Annotated in this window: 11 protein-coding genes and 9 pseudogenes; 7 read left to right on the top strand and 13 right to left on the bottom strand. The window is 59.4% G+C overall.

What is annotated here, in order from left to right; genetic code table 11:
• Positions 1-31: 31 nt before the first annotated feature.
• Positions 32-554, bottom strand: a pseudogene (locus EIO60_RS08320) (type 1 glutamine amidotransferase domain-containing protein).
• 175 nt (positions 555-729) lie between these two features.
• Here EIO60_RS08320 and EIO60_RS08315 point away from each other — a divergent pair.
• A pseudogene (locus tag EIO60_RS08315) lies at positions 730-1,317 on the top strand (Rossmann-fold NAD(P)-binding domain-containing protein).
• Here EIO60_RS08315 and nrdG read toward each other — a convergent pair.
• From nrdG to argF, 6 genes and pseudogenes are all read right to left on the bottom strand, one after another.
• A pseudogene (nrdG, locus tag EIO60_RS08310) lies at positions 1,314-1,760 on the bottom strand (anaerobic ribonucleoside-triphosphate reductase-activating protein). The pseudogenes EIO60_RS08315 and nrdG overlap by 4 nt on opposite strands.
• Positions 1,760-1,999 (bottom strand): annotated as a pseudogene (nrdD, locus tag EIO60_RS08305) (anaerobic ribonucleoside-triphosphate reductase); the annotation flags it as partial. The pseudogenes nrdD and nrdG, both read right to left, overlap by 1 nt.
• 366 nt (positions 2,000-2,365) lie before the next feature.
• Positions 2,366-2,749, bottom strand: a pseudogene (locus EIO60_RS08300) (RidA family protein); the annotation flags it as partial.
• 82 nt (positions 2,750-2,831) lie between these two features.
• A complete protein-coding gene (gene pyrI, locus EIO60_RS08295) occupies positions 2,832-3,296 on the bottom strand; it encodes an aspartate carbamoyltransferase regulatory subunit (protein ID WP_258576483.1) in 465 nt (154 codons plus the stop codon).
• Complete coding sequence (pyrB, locus tag EIO60_RS08290) at positions 3,293-4,249, bottom strand: aspartate carbamoyltransferase (protein WP_258576482.1); 957 nt, start codon at positions 4,247-4,249, stop codon at positions 3,293-3,295. Before pyrB ends, pyrI begins: the two co-directional genes overlap by 4 nt.
• Before the next feature lie 235 nt (positions 4,250-4,484).
• Positions 4,485-5,492, bottom strand: coding sequence for an ornithine carbamoyltransferase (argF, locus tag EIO60_RS08285; RefSeq protein ID WP_258576481.1), 1,008 nt, complete (start codon positions 5,490-5,492; stop codon positions 4,485-4,487).
• 166 nt (positions 5,493-5,658) lie between these two features.
• Between argF and rraB the strand changes: the two genes are divergently transcribed.
• A complete protein-coding gene (gene rraB / locus EIO60_RS08280; protein WP_258576480.1) occupies positions 5,659-6,102 on the top strand; it encodes a ribonuclease E inhibitor RraB in 444 nt (147 codons plus the stop codon).
• A pseudogene (gene miaE / locus EIO60_RS08275) lies at positions 6,080-6,835 on the top strand (tRNA isopentenyl-2-thiomethyl-A-37 hydroxylase MiaE). Before rraB ends, miaE begins: the two are co-directional and overlap by 23 nt.
• Before the next feature lie 78 nt (positions 6,836-6,913).
• Here the strand turns inward: miaE and EIO60_RS08270 are convergent.
• The 4 genes and pseudogenes from EIO60_RS08270 to pepA form a co-directional block, all read right to left on the bottom strand.
• Positions 6,914-7,327 (bottom strand): annotated as a pseudogene (locus EIO60_RS08270) (GNAT family N-acetyltransferase).
• Positions 7,328-7,399: 72 nt separating this feature from the next.
• Positions 7,400-10,255: a valine--tRNA ligase gene (locus EIO60_RS08265; RefSeq protein ID WP_258576479.1), complete on the bottom strand. Its 2,856-nt coding sequence runs from the start codon at positions 10,253-10,255 to the stop codon at positions 7,400-7,402.
• A 5-nt stretch (positions 10,256-10,260) separates the two neighbouring features.
• Positions 10,261-10,719, bottom strand: a complete 459-nt coding sequence (locus EIO60_RS08260; RefSeq protein WP_258576478.1) for a DNA polymerase III subunit chi — start codon at positions 10,717-10,719, stop codon at positions 10,261-10,263.
• Positions 10,720-10,860: 141 nt separating this feature from the next.
• A complete protein-coding gene (pepA, locus tag EIO60_RS08255; RefSeq protein ID WP_258576477.1) occupies positions 10,861-12,372 on the bottom strand; it encodes a leucyl aminopeptidase in 1,512 nt (503 codons plus the stop codon).
• Positions 12,373-12,558: 186 nt separating this feature from the next.
• On the opposite strand from pepA, the gene lptF reads away from it, so the two are divergent.
• The 3 genes from lptF (at position 12,559) to EIO60_RS08240 (ending at position 15,162) form a co-directional block, all read left to right on the top strand.
• Positions 12,559-13,659 carry an LPS export ABC transporter permease LptF gene (gene lptF / locus EIO60_RS08250; RefSeq protein WP_258576476.1) on the top strand — a complete coding sequence of 367 codons (1,101 nt, stop codon included), beginning with the start codon at positions 12,559-12,561 and terminating at the stop codon, positions 13,657-13,659.
• Positions 13,659-14,735, top strand: a complete 1,077-nt coding sequence (gene lptG / locus EIO60_RS08245; RefSeq protein ID WP_258576475.1) for an LPS export ABC transporter permease LptG — start codon at positions 13,659-13,661, stop codon at positions 14,733-14,735. Before lptF ends, lptG begins: the two co-directional genes overlap by 1 nt.
• Before the next feature lie 154 nt (positions 14,736-14,889).
• Positions 14,890-15,162 (top strand): Rpn/YhgA-type helix-turn-helix domain-containing protein, encoded by a 273-nt coding sequence (locus EIO60_RS08240; RefSeq protein WP_258576474.1) that lies wholly within the window; start codon positions 14,890-14,892, stop codon positions 15,160-15,162.
• An 89-nt stretch (positions 15,163-15,251) separates the two neighbouring features.
• Here EIO60_RS08240 and EIO60_RS08235 read toward each other — a convergent pair.
• Positions 15,252-16,523 (bottom strand): annotated as a pseudogene (locus EIO60_RS08235) (DUF445 domain-containing protein).
• A 72-nt stretch (positions 16,524-16,595) separates the two neighbouring features.
• Between EIO60_RS08235 and EIO60_RS08230 the strand changes: the two are divergent.
• Complete coding sequence (locus EIO60_RS08230; RefSeq protein WP_258576473.1) at positions 16,596-16,805, top strand: hypothetical protein; 210 nt, start codon at positions 16,596-16,598, stop codon at positions 16,803-16,805.
• 21 nt (positions 16,806-16,826) lie between these two features.
• Here the strand turns inward: EIO60_RS08230 and EIO60_RS16665 are convergent.
• A pseudogene (locus tag EIO60_RS16665) lies at positions 16,827-17,045 on the bottom strand (ABC transporter substrate-binding protein); the annotation flags it as partial.
• Between the last annotated feature and the right edge of the window lie 158 nt (positions 17,046-17,203).

The raw sequence follows: 17,203 nt of genomic DNA, 5'->3' as shown, positions 1-17,203 counted from the left end.
TCCCTTTCCCGGCAGGGAAAGGGAAAGCGCGTTACAGCGCCTGCAGAATGCGCAGCGATTCGCGATTAAAGGCGGGCAGATTGTCTGGGGTGCGGCTGGTGACCAGGCGGTCATCATCCACAATCACCTCTTCATCGTAGAAATCCGCGCCGGCGTTGCGCAGGTCGATGGCGATCGCCTTCACGCAGGTCATTTTGCGGCCGCGTACGCCGTTCGCGCTGATCAGCAGCTGCGGACCGTGGCAGATAGCGAAAATCGGTTTGCCGCTGGCGACAAACTCTTTGGTAAAAGCGACGAAGCGGTCATCGCTGCGCAGCGAGTTGGGCGAATAGCCGCCGGGGCAGCAGCAGCGCGTCGAACTCCGCCGGGCTGACGTCATCGATAGCGCGGTCAATTTTCACCTGAGCTTCGCCCTGTTTGCCGGTAACGGTTTTACCCGCCTCTTCTTCGATGGTTACCACCTCAAAGCCAGTCTGCTTGTAGGCGTCAGCCGGCGAAGTGAGTTCTGAGTCTTCAAATTCATCGGTAATCAACACCGCAATCTTCTTGCTCATTTTTCCCTCCTGATAATGGTTTGCGCGCCATGCGCTGTCCTAGTTAACAAATTTAGCTTGGTTGTTTGTGCTAAAAAAGCAAGCCGGGCGGCAAAGGCTGACTATATTCCAGATTAACAGCAACTGTTTAGTGGGAGGCAACATGCATCGAGTATTACTGACTGGCGCAACGTGATTGGTCGGCGCGCATCTGCTGCGTTTACTGGTGCAGGATGCGCGCGTCAACGAGATTATCGCGCCAACGCGCCGCCCGTTGCTGCCGATGAAAAAGGGGTGAACTTGGTCGAGGCGGATCTCACTGACGTGCTGTGCCCGCTGGATGTCGCGCTCGATACGGTGTTCTGCTGTCTCGGTACGACGCGCAAAGAGGCGGGCAGCAAAGCGGCGTTCCTGCATGTTGACTACACCCTGGTAGTGGGATACCGGCCTGAACTGTCTGCAGCTGGGGGCGAAGCAGATGGTGGCTATAAGCGGGCACGGCGCTAACCGGCGCTTGCCGTTCTTCTACAGTCGGGTAAAAGGCGAAATGAAGACGGCGCTACGTCATCAGGGCTGGCCACGCCTGACGCTGATCCGTCCCTTGCTGCTACTGGGGGGATCGCAAGCGCGCCGAGAAAGTCTGATGGCAACGCTGTTTAACGTGCTGCCGGGCAACTGGCTCGCCGTCTCGGCGCAGGCGGTCGCGCGCTGCATGCACGAGCGCGCGTTTCAGCTTGGCGGCGAGCGGCTGGAGATTATCGAATCGGACCAGATCCCGCGCTAGCCGCGCTCGCTGCGCAGATCCCAGATAATCTGGTTGCGGCTGCCACGCCACAGCAGCGTCGCATCTTTTTCCGCCTCGATAAAGCGCCCGTCAATCAGCACGTCGATACCGGCCAGCACCTCGCGCTGCGCCAGGTTCAGCTCGGCGCGCTGGTAGCCGGTTTATAGCCAGATATCCTTGCCCGGGCACTCGGCGCGTACGCGCTTCACCAGCCGGCAGATATGCGGCACGTTGTGCGGATGCAGCGGATCGCCGCCGCTCAGAGACAGCCCCTGACGGGAAATGCGGCGATCCTGCAGATCGGCGATCAGGCGCTCCTCCATCTGCAGCGTAAAGGGCGTACCGGAGTCGATCCACTGATGCTCGCAGTCGGCCACAAACAGCGTGCAGCGCGTGCCCGGACCGTTGACGATATCGACGTCGTAGTAGCGGTGGATATGCATCATCCCAGCGGCCCGCTCTCCAGATACTTGACCCGCTGCTGCACTTCCTCCTGTTTGCCTGCATTGAACGGGCGTGCGTCCGGGCTGCCGAGATAGCCGCAGACGCGGCGCGTCACCGACACCCGCGCCGGATCGTGATTGCCGCAGCTGGGACAGGTAAAGCCGCGGCTGGTGCAGCTGAACTCGCCGGTAAAGCCGTATTCATAGCATTCGTCGACCGGCGTGTTGGTGCCGTAATGGGCACTCAGCCGCGCGCGCGGCCGCCGGCACTGCCGCCTCAATGCGGGCGGCGTCAAACGCTAGGCGACAGCCGTCGCGCTTTACTACTGCCTTTGCCATGCTCTCTCCTTTAGCCATATGTTGTGCCGCCATGGATTTTAGCTACTAGATGTAGTGATGTGGCGGCTTGTAATCGCAGCGAGATTGACCTGGCACAAGGAAGCGCGACTCGCCGGGGGCGCCAGCCGCAGCCGTGGCGCAGAGAGCAGCAAGAGCGGAAGAGGGCAGAAGCGTCTCAGGCGAGGCCGTAACCGGCAGCGCACGAACAGCAGAGCGGAAGAGAGCGGGGCGCGCTGCCGCCAACGGGAAGCGCGCCCGATCGATTCGCGACGCAGGGCGATCGCTTCGATCTCAATCTTCACATCTTTTGGCAGACGCGCCACTTCCACACAGGAGCGCGCCGGGAAGCTGGCGTTATGCTCGGTAAAGAAGGCTTCATAGGTGGCGTTAACGGTGGCAAAGTCGTTGAGATCCTTCACGAACACCGTAGTTTTTACGATGTCGCCCACCTGCAGACCGGCGGCCTCGACGATCGCCTTCACGTTTTCCAGCGACTGGTGTGCCTGATCGGCGATGGCGTCCGGCACCGCACCGGTGGCCGGATCGACCGGGATCTGACCGGAGGTGATAATCATGCTGCCCAGATCCACGCCCTGAACATAGGGGCCAATCGCCGCTGGCGCTTTTTCCGTACTGATTTCGCGAGACATACTTGCTCCTTAAGAGTGACGCAGCGGCGGCGGGCCGCCGCTGGCGAGAAACATCGCCCCATTATAGGGAGGGGCAGAGCGATTACCAGTGGCCGAGCACCACATGGCACGCGAAGGCTTTCTCACAGTATTTGCAGGTCAGCACCACCTCGTCGTCGCGCTTTTTCACCGCAAAGCTGGAGAAGACCGGCTCGCTGCGGCTGATGCAGTTGCCGTTGGGGCAGGTGAGCACGCGCTCGATGCGCTCGGGCAGCGCCGGGGCGATTTTCGCCACTACCTCGTAATCGTCGATGCGATTGACCGTGGCGTGCGGCGCATAGACCGCCAGCTGGTTGATCTGATCCTCGGCGAGAAACGTGTTCTCGATCTTGATCAGATCCTTGCGGCCCATCTCGCCGGAGGGCAGGTTAAGGCCGATGGTAATGCGTTGGTCAGTTTCGGTCAGGCGGAACAGCGATAGCAGCTTAAAACCCACCTGCGCGGGAATGTGGTCGATAACCGTGCCGCGTTTGATCGCTTCTACCTGCAGTTTGTTGTCGTGAGTCATGGCGATTGCTCCTTACAGATCCGATCCAGTTCGCTGTTGAGTACCAGCGCCAGCAGAGCCTGACGCGTGAAGATGCCGTTGGCGGCCTGCTGGAAATACCAAGCGTAGGGCGTTTTGTCGACGTCGGTGGCGATTTCGTCGACGCGCGGCAGCGGATGCAGCACCTTCATATTGTCACGCGCGCCCGCCAGATCCGCCGCGCGCAGGATAAACTGCGCCTTGACGTTGGCGTACTCCGAGGGATCGAGGCGCTCTTTCTGCACGCGCGTCATGTAGATAATATCGGCGTGCGGGATCACCAACTCGATGCTGTCGTGGCGTGACCAGGCGATGCCGTGTTCGTCCAGCATATCAGTGATGTAGGTGGGCATCGCCAGCGCGTTAGGCGCGATAAAGTAGAAGCGGTTGCCGTCGAACTTCGCCAGCGCCTGCGTTAGAGAGTGCACTGTACGGCCATATTTCAGGTCGCCGACCATTGCGATGCTGAGGTTATCTAGGCGGCTCTGGGTTTCGCGGATGGTAAAGATATCCAGCAGCGTCTGGGTCGGATGCTGGTTGGCGCCGTCGCCTGCGTTAAGGATCGGCACGCCGCCGGAAAACTCGGTGGCGAGGCGCGCCGCGCCCTCCTGCGGATGGCGCATCACGATGGCGTCGACATAGGTGCCGATAACCGGAATGGTATCCGCCAGGGTTTCGCCCTTTTTGCCGAGCGAGGTGTTGCTGCCGTCGGCAAAGCCCACCACCGAGGCGCCAAGGCGGTGAATAGCACTCTCAAACGACAGGCGCGTGCGCGTCGAGGCTTCAAAGAAGCAGCTGGCGATAACCTTGTGCTTCAGCAGCTCCGGCTGTGGGTTGGCTTTCAGCTGCGCCGCGGCATGCAGTACCCGCTCCAGCTCGTCGCGGCTGAGATCGTTAATAGAAATAATATGCTTTAGATATAACGGGTTAGCCATAGCTCGCTCCTCTGCGCTGCCGAATTGCGGACAAGAAAAAGCCCCTGCTTAAGGGGCTTTTTTACGATGGAGTTGATGACGAAAAGAAACAGGCGCGCCGCCTGCGTTCAGGCGTGATGTCGCGTGAATGTTTACGCTACACTGCTGCATGCTTCCTCCCGGCAAATTGTAGCGCATTATACGCGTCCGGTAATTTGCATCAAGGGAAAACGTTTGCGGAACTTGAAGCGGGACGCTACGCCTGGCTGAGCGTCGCTACCATCACTGCTTTAATGGTGTGCATGCGGTTTTCCGCCTGATCGAAGACGATGCTGTGCTCCGACTCGAATACCTCGTTGCTTACTTCCATGCCGTCGTGCAGGCTGTACTGCTCGGCCACCTGGCGGCCCAGCGTCGTCTGCTCGTCATGAAACGCTGGCAGGCAGTGCAGGAATTTCACCTGCGGGTTGCCGGTCAGCTGCAACATCGCCTGATTGACCTGATAGTCGCGCAGCAGCGCGATGCGCTCTTCCCATACCGCTTTCGCTTCGCCCATCGAAACCCAGACGTCGGTATAGATAAAATCCGCGTCTTTGACGCCTGCAGCGATATCTTCGGTCAGGGTAATGCTGCCGCCGGTCTGCTGCGCCGCTTGGCGGCACGCTTCCACCAGCGCCGGCTCCGGCCAGCACTGCTTCGGCGCCACCAGGCGCAGATCCAGTCCGGTCACCGCAGCCGCCTCAAGCATGCTGTTGCCCATGTTGTTGCGCGCGTCGCCGACGTAGACCAGCGTCATCTCATGTGGCGCTTTGCCTGGCAGATGCTCCTGCATAGTCAGCAGATCGGCCAGCAGCTGCGTCGGGTGAAACTCGGTGGTCAGGCCGTTCCACACTGGCACGCCGGCATATTCCGCCAGCGTCTCCACCAGCGCCTGGCCATAGCCGCGGTACTGGATACCGTCATACATGCGTCCCAGCACGCGCGCGGTATCCTTCATCGACTCTTTATGGCCGATCTGGCTGCCGCTCGGGCCGAGATAAGTGACGTTTGCGCCCTGAGCGTATGCGGCAACTTCGAAAGAGCATCGGGTGCGGGTCGAGTCTTTTTCGAAGATGAGCACGATGTTTTTGCCTTTCAGGCGCTGGGGTTCGCTACCGTTTTTTTTAGCGCGTTTTAATTCAGCGGCGAGATCGAGCAGGGAGGCGATATCGGCCGGGGCGAAATCCAGCAGCCGAAGGAAGTGGCGTTGAAAAAGGTGACTCATAACGGGCTCCAGTGCATCCATTCTTTTTGAATGAAAACTCAATCTAAATGTATGGATATTCATTTTCAACCCTGGCGTGAAGAAACTTTCCGTTTTGAGTTGTGGCGCGTTGGGCAGTATGGAAAAATAGTTTTTTATTGCTGAATACTTAGGTAGGGGAACCGTCATGGCATATGAAGCATTGATGGAAGAGCAGCGTGAAGAGACGCGACTAATCATTGATGAACGGTTGGAAGACGGCAGCGATCCGGATGCGCTCTATACCATTGAGCACCATCTCTCTTGTAACAACTTCGACTCGCTGGAGAAAGCCGCCGTCGACGTATTCAAGCTGGGCTACGAGGTGACCGAGCCGGATGAGCTGGAGCAGGAGTATGGCACCACGGTGATGTGCGTTGATATCCTGAGCGAGTCGGCGCTGAAGCCGGAGCTGATTGACGCGCAGGTCGAGCAGCTGGTCAACTTGGTCGGCAAATACAACGTCGACTACGACGGCTGGGGTACCTACTTCGAAGATCCCGACGCCGGAAAATGTTCGGGCGGGGCCGCAGGCTCCGCCTCCTACCCGTTTTATTTGCCAGAAACCGATGAACTACGCCCCACTGCTTGAACCCTCTGTGAGTTTTTACTCTGCCGCACGCCTGGATCGACGAGGCGCGCAAGCCGGAAAACCACGCTGCTGCTGACCGACCACCTGGTTTGCGAGCTGAAAGCGGCGCAAACCGCGACCTGGCTTATCCGTAAATATGTCGCCAACAAGCCGAGCGGCGAGGCAATCCTCGCCTGGCTGAAGCCCTACGAAGATTTCATCTTTCGCGAGTAGCCCGACAGCCACTTTATTCATGCCCATAAGAGCCTGACCAAAAGCATTACCGTGCGCAACGAGCTGCCTTGGGCGGACGATCTGGTGGAGAAAATGGTGCTGCTGATTAAAGAGGAGCTGTACCTCTTCTATCAGGTGTGGGAGATTATGCAGGCGCGCGGCTTGCCCTACTCACAAGATCAACCTCCAGCCGCTATGCGAAGGGGCTACTGCGCGAGATCACCACGCACGAGCCGGATACGCTGGTGGATAAGCTTATCTGCGGCGCCTATATATCGAGGCGCGTTCCTGCGAACGCTTCGCCAGCCTGGCGCCTTGTCTGGATGAGGAACTGGAGACGCTCTATATCTTGCTGCTGCGCTCGGAAGCGCGCCATTATCAGGATTATCTCGCGCTGGCGGCGCAGATTTCGCCGAAGGATATCGCGCCGCGCGTGAAGGCGATTGGCGCAGCGGAGGCGAAGCTGATTAGCGAGCCGGATACGGAGCTGCGATTCCACAGCGTCGTACCGGCGTTTTAAGCGAGGGGGAAGGGCGCGTGTGGTCTTTGCTGTGGCTGGTGCAGCCCGGCGCGTTGTCGATGCCGTCGAGAACCGCACTTACAGCATTTTCAGCATGCGGTATTCGCAGTCGCCGTGGCCGGTACAGCCAGGCGCACTCTCAATGCATTCGAAGCCCAGCGACTCATAGAGTTTAATGGCGCGCGTCAGGCAGGAAATACATCTTCTGCAGCTCATAGATATCGGGCGTGCTGCAGGCGAGCGGCGCGATGCCTGCCGCCGCCCACCACCGCCCACCACCTTGCCTTCATGCTCCACAATCCAGTAGGCGCTCTGCTCGGCGCTATAGAGTTTATACAGGTTGTCGAGCTGCGGATCGGCCACAGTATAGCCTTTGTCGGCGGTCAGGCCGAACTCCGCCGATACGGCGCGGATCTCCTGGGCGATATGGGGATTGTCGGCGGCGCTGATGGGGCGCATCTTGAGCGCAAGCCGCAATGCTGAAGTCGTCATAATCTCTTCCGGTTAAAAAAAACAAAGCCGGGCAAGCCCGGCTTTGTTTTTTACGCTGTCAGACTCAGACGCTTACAATGCCGCAATCACAGCCTGCTGTTCAATCAGTTTCGCTTTCGACTGCTCCAGCTCGGCGACGCGCTCGCGCTCTTTCACCACCACCGCTTCCGGCGCGCGCGAAACGAAGCTTTCGTTGGCCAGCTTGATCTGAATCTTCTCGATCTCGACGTCGAGCTTGCCCAGCTCTTTCTCCAGACGATCCAGCTCCGCCGCCTTATCCACCAGGCCCGCCATCGGGATCAGCAGCTCGGCGCCTTCGACGATTTTGGTCACGGAAGCCGGCCCTTTTTCGCCGGTCGGCAGCACCGTCAGGCTCTCCAGACGCGCGAGGCGCGACAGGAAGGTGCGGTTCGCTTCCACACGGCGCAGCGCCGCCGGAGAGCAGTCGCGCAGCAGCACGTCGAGCGGCTTGCTCAGGGCGATATTCATCTCGGCGCGGATATTACGCACCGCGACGATCGCCTGCTTCATCCACTCGATGTCCGCCATCGCTTCCGCATCCTCTTTCGCCGCGTCGTACTGCGGGAAAGGCTGCAGCATGATGGTGTCGGCGCTGATGTTCTTCAGCACCTTCACGCGCTGCCAGATGGTCTCGGTAATAAACGGAATGATCGGGTGCGACAGGCGCAGCAGCGCTTCCAGCACTGTCACCAGCGTATTGCGCGTGCCGCGCAGCTCCGCTTCGCTGCCGCTGTTCATCACCGGCTTGGTCAGCTCAAGGTACCAGTCGCAGAACTGGTTCCAGGTGAAGTCATACAGAATGTTGGCGGCGATGTCGAAGCGATAGCTGTCGAGCGCGTCGCGGTACGTCTTCACTGTGTTGTTGAACTCGGCGAAGATCCAGCGATCCGCCAGCGACAGCGTCATCTCGCCGCCGTTCTGACCGCAATCCTGATCTTCGGTGTTCATCAGCACGAAGCGGCTGGCGTTCCACAGCTTGTTGCAGAAGTTGCGGTAGCCTTCAAGGCGCTTCATATCCCAGTTGATGTCGCGGCCGGTCGAGGCCAGCGCCGCCAGGGTAAAGCGCAGCGCGTCGGTGCCCGACGGCTCGATGCCGTCCGGGAACTGCTTCTCGGTGCGCTTGCGGATCTTCTCCGCCAGCTGCGGCTGCATCATGTTGCCGGTGCGCTTCTCTAGCAGATCCTCCAGCGAGATGCCGTCAACCATATCCAGCGGATCGATAACGTTGCCCTTGGATTTCGACATCTTCTGGCCTTCCTCGTCGCGGATCAGACCGGTCATATAGACGGTCTTGAACGGCACCTGCGGCTTGCCGTCTTCATCTTTGAGGAAGTGCATGGTCAGCATGATCATGCGGGCGATCCAGAAGAAGATGATGTCGAAGCCGCTCACCAGCACGCTGGTCGGGTGGAACTGACGCAGCGCCTCGGTGTTTTCCGGCCAGCCGAGGGTAGAGAAGGTCCACAGGCCGGAGGAGAACCAGGTGTCGAGCACGTCGTCATCCTGACGCAGCGCCACATCCGCGCCCAGGTTGTTCTCGCTGCGCACTTCCTCTTCGCTGCGGCCGACGTAGACGTTGCCGTCGTTGTCGTACCAGGCGGGAATACGATGGCCCCACCACAGCTGGCGCGAGATACACCAGTCCTGAATGTCGCGCATCCAGGAGTAGTACATGTTTTCATACTGCTTCGGCACGAACTGGATATCGCCGTTCTCCACCGCCTCGACCGCCACTTTCGCCAGCGGCGCGGTACGCACGTACCACTGGTCGGTGAGCATCGGCTCAATCACCACGCCGCCGCGATCGCCGTAAGGTACGGTCAGGTCGTGCGGTTTGATCTCGTCCAGCAGGCCCAGTTCGTCCACGGCGGCGACAATCGCCTTACGCGCGGCGAAGCGCTCCATCTTCTGGAACTGCGCCGGGATCTCATCCGAACAGGCGTCGCTGACTTCGCCGTTGGTGTCGTACACCTGGGCGCTCTCGCGGATATCACCGTCAAAGGTTAGGATGTTGATCATCGGCAGCTTGTGGCGGCGACCCACTTCATAGTCGTTGAAGTCGTGCGCCGAGGTGATCTTCACGCAGCCGGTGCCTTTCTCCATGTTGGCGTGCTCGTCGCCCACGATAGGAATGCGACGGTTCACCAGCGGCAGGATCACCTCTTTGCCGATCAGATCTTTGTAGCGTGGGTCTTCCGGGTTGACCGCCACGCCGGTATCGCCCAGTAGGGTTTCCGGACGGGTGGTGGCGACCACCAGATAATCTTTGCCTTCGGCGGTTTTCACGCCGTCCGCCAGCGGATAGCGGATATGCCACATCGAGCCTTTGCTCTCGCGGTTTTCCACTTCCAGATCGGAAATCGCTGTGCGCAGTTTCGGATCCCAGTTCACTAGGCGTTTGCCGCGGTAGATCAGGTCCTCTTTATGCAGACGGACAAACACCTCTTTTACCGCGTTGGAGAGGCCGTCGTCCATGGTGAAGCGCTCGCGCTCCCAGTCCACGGAGTTGCCGAGGCGGCGCATCTGACGGGTAATGGTGCCGCCCGATTCCGCCTTCCACTGCCAGATTTTGTCGATAAAGGCGTCGCGGCCATAGTCTTGGCGCGTTTTGCCCTCTTCGGCGGCGATCTTGCGCTCCACCACCATCTGGGTGGAGATGCCCGCATGGTCGGCGCCTACCTGCCACAGCGTATTTTTACCCTGCATGCGCTGGTAGCGGATCATGGTGTCCATTATGGTCTGCTGGAAGGCGTGACCCATGTGCAGGCTGCCGGTGACGTTCGGCGGCGGGATCATGATGCAGAAGCTTTCCTGGCTGGTGTCGCCGTTAGGCTTGAAATAGCCTTGCTTTTCCCAGTGCTCGTAAAGCGGCTGCTCGATATCTTGCGGGTTATATGTTTTATCCATTTCTGCTATGTCGTTTGCGGCTGCGGCGGCGTGGCCGTATTCAATTGGAAACCAACGCTGCGGTACGCTTTATAGCGGTCGCGCGCCAGCTGTTTCTGAGACTCTTCGTAGGGTACGAAGTCTATCACTTCATGGAAAGCAGTAGCAAAATCTGCGAACTGTGGCAGCAGGCTGATCAGTAGATCGCGCGGTGAACTGCCGCGACGCTGCGGCCAGGCCAGCTCGACCGGCGCGCCGTAGCGCGGCCCTTCGCCCGCCAGATTGTGCGGGACGAAGGCGTTGGCCGGACGCTGCCACAGCGCTTCGTCAAGGCGAATAGCCTGCTGTTCGCTCTCGCAGGCGATCAAAATGCGTTTGCCCGCCCGCCAGCGCGTTTCCGCCAGATCGCACACCAGCGCCTCAATGGCGCTCAGCGTCTCGCCGGGCGAGTCCGATTCCATTACGTAGAAGGTTGCGTTTTTCATGGAAATGCCTTGTGGGTGAGAGATGACGATGTTACCAGCTAAGGCGCGCGGTAGCACTTCCCGACAGGCATGTTATGGGGGCGTCGGCGTCATTAATTTGCGGCGTGCGCGCCGCTCCTGTGAGCGGCGCGCGGCAGACCGTCAGTCGTCGCCGTTGAGACCGGCGCGGTTCAGCAGGAACTGCGACAGCATCGGTATAGGACGGCCGGTGGCGCCTTTGGCTTTGCCGGAGAGCCAGGCGGTGCCAGCGATATCCAGGTGCGCCCAGTTATATTTACGCGCAAAGCGCGCCAGGAAGCAGGCAGCGGTAATCGCGCCGCCGGGACGGCCGCCGATATTCGCCATATCGGCGAAGTTAGACTCCAGCTGCTCCTGATACTCGTCCGCCATCGGCAGACGCCAGGCGCGATCGCCCGACTGCTCGGAGGCGCTGATCAGCTCGTGCGCCAGCGGATTATGGTTCGACAGCAGGCCGCTGACGTGGTGGCCCAGCGCAATCACGCAGGCGCCGGTCAGCGTCGCCACGTCGATCACAACTTCCGGCTCGAAGCGCTCGACGTAGGTGAGGACGTCGCATAGCACCAGGCGGCCCTCCGCGTCGGTGTTAAGCACCTCTACCGTCTGGCCCGACATGGTGGTCAGAATGTCGCCCGGACGCATCGCGCGGCCGTCCTGCATATTCTCGCAGCCCGCCAGCACGCCGACCACGTTGAGCGGCAGATTCAGCTCCGCCACCATGCGCATCACGCCGTAGACCGAAGCTGCGCCGCACATGTCGTACTTCATTTCGTCCATCGATTCGGCCGGCTTGATGGAGATGCCGCCGGAGTCGAAGGTCAGCCCTTTGCCCACCAGCACAATCGGACGCGCGTCGGGATCCGGGTTGCCTTTGTACTCGATCACCGACATCAGCGACTCGTTCTGCGAGCCGGCGCCCACCGCGAGGTAGGCGTTCATGCCCAGTTCTTTCATCTGCTGCTCACCGAGCACGCGCGTGGTGACATTTTTGCTGTAGGCGTCCGCCAGTTGGCGCGCCTGCGAGGCGAGATAGGCAGCGTTGCAGATGTTCGGCGGCATATTGCCAAGATCCTTCGCCGCCTTCACGCCGGCGGCGACCGCCAGGCCGTGCTGGATAGCGCGCTCGCCGCTGGTTAGTTCGCGGCGCGTCGGCACGTTGAACACCAGCTTGCGCAGCGGACGGCGCGGCTCGGTTTTGTTGCTTTTCAGCTGATCGAAGTTATAAAGCGCTTCTTTAGAGGTTTCGACCGCCTGACGCACTTTCCAGTAGGTATTACGGCTTTTTACATGCAGCTCGGTCAGGAAGCAGACAGCCTCCATCGAGCCAGTGTCGTTCAGCGTATTGATGGTTTTCTGAATCACCTGCTTGTACTGGCGCTCGTCCAGCTCGCGCTCTTTACCACAGCCGATCAGCAGGATGCGCTCAGAGAGAATATTTGGCACATGATGCAGCAGCAGCGTCTGGCCAACTTTACCTTCAAGCTCGCCGCGGCGCAGCAGGGCGCTGATGTAGCCATCGCTGATTTTGTCTAACTGTTCGGCGATCGACGACAGACGACGCGGCTCAAAAACGCCCACAACAATGCAGGCGCTGCGCTGTTTCTCCGGGCTTCCGCTTTTTACACTGAACTCCATGCACTCTCCTGAATCTTAAAGACAACGGCCGCGGCTGTCGCTAGAATGGTCCGCTTGTTACCCCATGGGTAACAAGTTTGTTGGTAATCAGCGTTCACAGTGGCCATTGATGAAGAAAAATGGCTAATAAGCGTTGAAACTAGCGATTTTCCTGCAAAAAGACAAGTTATCTCAGGCGTACTAAGCGTGATCATCATTAGATATCTGGTTCGGGAAACGCTCAAAAGCCAGCTGGCTATCCTTTTCATCCTGCTGCTTATCTTCTTTTGTCAGAATTTAGTGCGGATTTTAGGGGCTGCGGTGGACGGCGAAATCCCAACAAATCTCGTTCTGACTCTGTTAGGGCTTGGTGTGCCTGAAATGGCACAACTTATTCTCCCTTTGAGTCTGTTTCTGGCCATCCTGATGACGCTCGGCAAGCTTTACACCGACAGCGAAATCACCGTGATGCACGCCTGCGGCCTCAGCAAGAGCGTACCGGTAAAAGCGGCGATGCTGCTAATGCTGCTGACCTCCGCCGTGGCGGCGGTCAACGTGATCTGGCTCGGCCCCTGGTCCTCGCGTTATCAGGATGAGGTGACGCAAAACGCCAAAGCCAACCCGGGCGCGGCGGCGCTGGCGGCGGGTCAGTTCCAGACCTCCAGCGACGGCAATGCGGTGCTGTTTCTCGAAAAAGTCAAGGGCAACCAGTTCGGCAACGTTTTCCTGGCGCAGCTGCGGCCAAAAGGCAACGCGCGTCCATCGGTGGTGCTGGCGGACAGCGGCCATATGGAGCAGCGCAAAGACGGCTCGCAGATCGTGACGCTGGACAAGGGTACGCGCTTTGAAGGCACCGCGATGCTACGCGAGTTCCGCATCACCGACTTCGTCAACTATCAGGCGCTGGTGGGCTACAAAGAGGTGACGCTCGATCCGAACGACGCCGAGCAGTCCGATATCGCCACCCTGTTCAGCAACGATACGCCGGCGTTCCGCTCGGAGCTGCACTGGCGCTTTACGCTGATCTTCTCGGTGCTGGTGATGGCGCTGATGGTGGTGCCGCTCAGCGTGGTGAACCCGCGTCAGGGCCGCGTGCTCTCGATGCTGCCTGCGATGCTGCTTTACCTGATCTTCTTCCTGCTGCAAAGCTTGCTGAAGTCGAACGCGGCGAAAGGTCGCCTCGACCCGGCGATCTGGATGTGGGCGGTCAACATTGGCTATCTGCTGCTGGCAGTAGCGCTTAACCTGTGGGATACGGTGCCGATGCGCCGCGTGCGTGCCCGCTTCAGCCGCGGAGGATCCGTCTGATGTTTCGCGTTCTCGACCGCTATATCGGTAAAACCATTTTCAACACCATCATGATGACGCTGTTCATGCTGGTGTCGCTCTCCGGCATTATCAAGTTCGTCGATCAGCTGCGTAAAACCGGACAGGGCGCCTATACCGCGCTGGCCGCCGGCTACTACACGCTGCTCAGTGTGCCGAAAGATATCGAGATCTTCTTCCCGATGGCGGCGCTGCTCGGCGCGCTGCTGGGGCTCGGCATGCTGGCGCAGCGCAGCGAGCTGGTGGTGATGCAGGCGGCGGGCTTTACCCGCATGCAGGTGGCGCTGTCGGTGATGAAAACCGCTATCCCGCTGGTGCTGCTTACCATGGCGATTGGCGAGTTTCTCGCGCCCGCAGGCGAGCAGATGGCACGCAACTACCGCGCAACGCAGCTCTACGGCGGCGCGCTGGTGTCGACGCAGAGAGGCCTGTGGGCGAAGGATGGCAATAACTTCATCTATATCGAATGGGTACGCGGCGATAACCAGCTCGACGGTGTCAGCATCTACAGCTTTAGCGACGAGCGTCGCCTGAAGAGCGTGCGCTATGCCGCCGGCGCTACCTGGGATCAGCAGAACAGGTGCTGGAAGCTGGCGCAGGTGTATGAGTCCGACCTGAACGATCCTAAGCAGATCAGCGGTTCTCAAAGCCTGAGCGGCGAGTGGAAAACCAATCTGACGCCGGACAAGCTCGGCGTGGTGGCGCTCGATCCCAACGCGCTGTCAATTCGCGGCCTTTACAATTACAGCAAGTACCTGACGCAGAGCGGCCAGGAGTCGGGTCGTTACCGACTCAATATGTGGAGCAAGATTTTCCAGCCGCTGTCGGTGGCAGTGATGATGCTGATGGCGCTGTCGTTTATCTTTGGCCCACTGCGCAGCGTGTCGATGGGCGTGCGCGTGGTGACCGGCATCAGCTTTGGCTTCCTGTTCTACGTGCTGGATCAGATCTTTGGCCCGCTGAGTCTGGTTTACGGGCTGTCACCGGTGATGGGCGCGATTCTGCCCAGCGCAGCATTCTTCGCCATCAGCCTGTTTTTGCTGGTTAAGAGGCGTTAAGCCCGGGCAACAACGCAGTAGCAAAAATGAGGCCGCAAATTGCGGCCTCACTCTTATAACTCGCTGAAAAAAAGTATCTTTTACCGGTATCGCTAATGACTGTTTTTCTCAGCTATGCCAGGCTCTGCGGAGGTTTTTTTCAGAGTCAGGCAAGATGAAAAAGAAAAACAGTACCCCAACCCCTAAGAATACAATCTCTCTGCAACTTCTTCGCCAGCCCAACGTCGCGCGCGACGCTACAGAGGAATTAAAGAACGCACTGATGAAAACTGCAAAACAGCTTGAGCTGAAACGCTTGCTTGAGGGCTATCGTTCAGGCAAGCTCGAAGTCGCGCGCAGCCTGCTGAAAATGCAGCTGCTGCACGAGACGATCTTGCAGGCCACGGGACTGACGGAAGAAGAACTAGACCGCATCGGCGTACATTAACCGTCTGAAGCCGAAACCTTCTCTGACCCCAAATTTATATAACAGAACCCGCCTTAAAAAGCGGGTTCTGTCTGTAGCCGCGAGCGGCTTTAACACGCCAGTAGCGGCCACAGCGCCGGCAGCTGCGACAGCAGATAGAGGATCAGCCCGATAGTGCCGCCGACCAGCGTGCCGTTGATGCGGATAAACTGCAGATCCTTGCCGATATTCAGCTCAATCTACTGCAACATCTCTCGCGCGTCCCAGCTTTTCACCGTATCGCTGATATGACGCGTTAGGAAGGCAGCAAACTCCGGCGCGACGCTGCGCGCGGCATCCTCCAGATGGCGGTTCATCGAGGCGCGTAGCGCGTCGTCGCGCGCCAGGTTCTCGCCCAGCCACAGCGCCGCCTGCCACACCTTCTCCTGCACGCGCGAGTCGTCGCCGTTGAGATCGCTTTTCAGCCAGGCGCGCAGGTCGCTCCACAGCTCGCCGATATAGCGGTTCAGCGAGGCGTCCTCTTTTATCTAGGTTTTGATCTCCTCGGCGCGCGCCGCCATTTCCGGGTCGTGCTTCAGCCGCTCGATCAGCCGATCCACCGCGCGGTTAAAGCCGAGGCGCAGCTCGTGGCCTGGATCCGCCGCCACGTCGTCAAGCACCGAATCCACCACGTTGGCCACCAGCTCCGCGCTGTGCTCGCCCAGCCATTCGGTGGGCAGCATCTTCGCCTTGATGAGGTATTCTCGCTTCAGCCAGCGCACAATCTGCATGGCGATAAAGTCGCGCGTGGCCGGCTTGTGCAGCAGGCGCAGCAGCTGATTTATCGCTGCGTCGAGCAGCTCCTGATGGCGATTGTTTTTGGTCAGGCTCTCCAGCAGCACCGCGTTGGTCTGCGACAGATCGACCTTGTCGATGGCGCGATGCACCGCGCGGCGCATCATAAAGGTCTGGATGCGCGCGTCGTCAGTCAGGTCGAGGAAGCCGCGCATCACCTGCAGCAGGTGGCGGCCGATGCGGTAGGTGTTGCCCGGCGCGTTCAGCCACTGCGCCAGCATCTGCGCCGGATCAGCGCCAGTAGCGAGTCGGTATCAAGACACTTCTCCTGCACGAAGCGGCCCAGATTGTCGCCGATGCGATCCTTGTTGCGCGGAATAATCGCCGTATGGCGCGAGATAAAGGGCACCGGCACGCGGCGAAACAGCGCTACCACAGCGAACCAGTCGGCGAGCGCGCCGACCATCGCCGCCTCGGCGATTGCCTTTATTCCGCGGACCCAAAAGCCGGGCGGCAGAAAAAGCGTGGTAATATAAGGTGGCGACGGCCAGCAGCAGTAGCCCGAGTGCCAGACGTTTTGTCCGTTTCAGTTCGCGTAATTTATCCATGCTCACAGCTTAGCAGAGGCGAAACCGCTGCGGGAGGCGCCGCGTTTACGCCGATGCCCGCCCGGCAGAGGGTTGGGCGCGCCGCATACGGCGCGCTTCGCCGCGCTCTGCACGCGGCTGCCGCGCCGGACGCGTTACTTACGCATCGCCTCCAGACTTAGCATGCTGACGCCGATGCCCTGCCTGATGTTGCTGATGTTGCTGCGCACCGCCACCTGCAGCGCCCTGCAAGTCAGTGACGAACGGCAGGTTCTGCTGCACCTGGTTTATAAATGGGCGTAAAGCGCAGTGCTGCGCGGCATCGCTTTCGCCCGACTGCCAGCAACGGCGCAAGCTTTTACAGAGATCGTCCTGATTCGGCTCCGCCAGCGTCTGATAAACATTACGCAGGCTGCTGTTGCTGACCGTTTCGAAGCTCTCCACCGGATCGAAACTGATAATGCTGTCGAGCGGCAGGGCGATAACCAGCGTATCAGGCGGCGTGGCAGCGTACGTCGCAGGCGCAATGCGAAATAAATGAATGTGTTTCTGGCTGCTGACGAAATAGCGGTTTCATTCAGGCGCGATCACATATTTCAACAATATTTCATTGCTGCTGTTAATAAGTGAATATCTCATTGACAATGAGAATAGTTCTCTTGTATGGAAGTATGATTTTTTCATTGATTAATAAGCGCGAT

The organism is Candidatus Pantoea persica, from assembly GCF_013753875.1.
Lineage (GTDB): Bacteria > Pseudomonadota > Gammaproteobacteria > Enterobacterales > Enterobacteriaceae > Pantoea > Pantoea persica.
This window is presented reverse-complemented; position numbering and strand designations above follow the sequence as displayed.

Coding starts and splice junctions, on each gene's coding strand:
- pyrI (WP_258576483.1), bottom strand. CDS start 3,296: ATGACTCACGACAACAAACTGCAGGTAGAAGCGATCAAACGCGGCACG.
- pyrB (WP_258576482.1), bottom strand. CDS start 4,249: ATGGCTAACCCGTTATATCTAAAGCATATTATTTCTATTAACGATCTC.
- argF (WP_258576481.1), bottom strand. CDS start 5,492: ATGAGTCACCTTTTTCAACGCCACTTCCTTCGGCTGCTGGATTTCGCC.
- rraB (WP_258576480.1), top strand. CDS start 5,659: ATGGCATATGAAGCATTGATGGAAGAGCAGCGTGAAGAGACGCGACTA.
- EIO60_RS08265 (WP_258576479.1), bottom strand. CDS start 10,255: ATGGATAAAACATATAACCCGCAAGATATCGAGCAGCCGCTTTACGAG.
- EIO60_RS08260 (WP_258576478.1), bottom strand. CDS start 10,719: ATGAAAAACGCAACCTTCTACGTAATGGAATCGGACTCGCCCGGCGAG.
- pepA (WP_258576477.1), bottom strand. CDS start 12,372: ATGGAGTTCAGTGTAAAAAGCGGAAGCCCGGAGAAACAGCGCAGCGCC.
- lptG (WP_258576475.1), top strand. CDS start 13,659: ATGTTTCGCGTTCTCGACCGCTATATCGGTAAAACCATTTTCAACACC.
- EIO60_RS08240 (WP_258576474.1), top strand. CDS start 14,890: ATGAAAAAGAAAAACAGTACCCCAACCCCTAAGAATACAATCTCTCTG.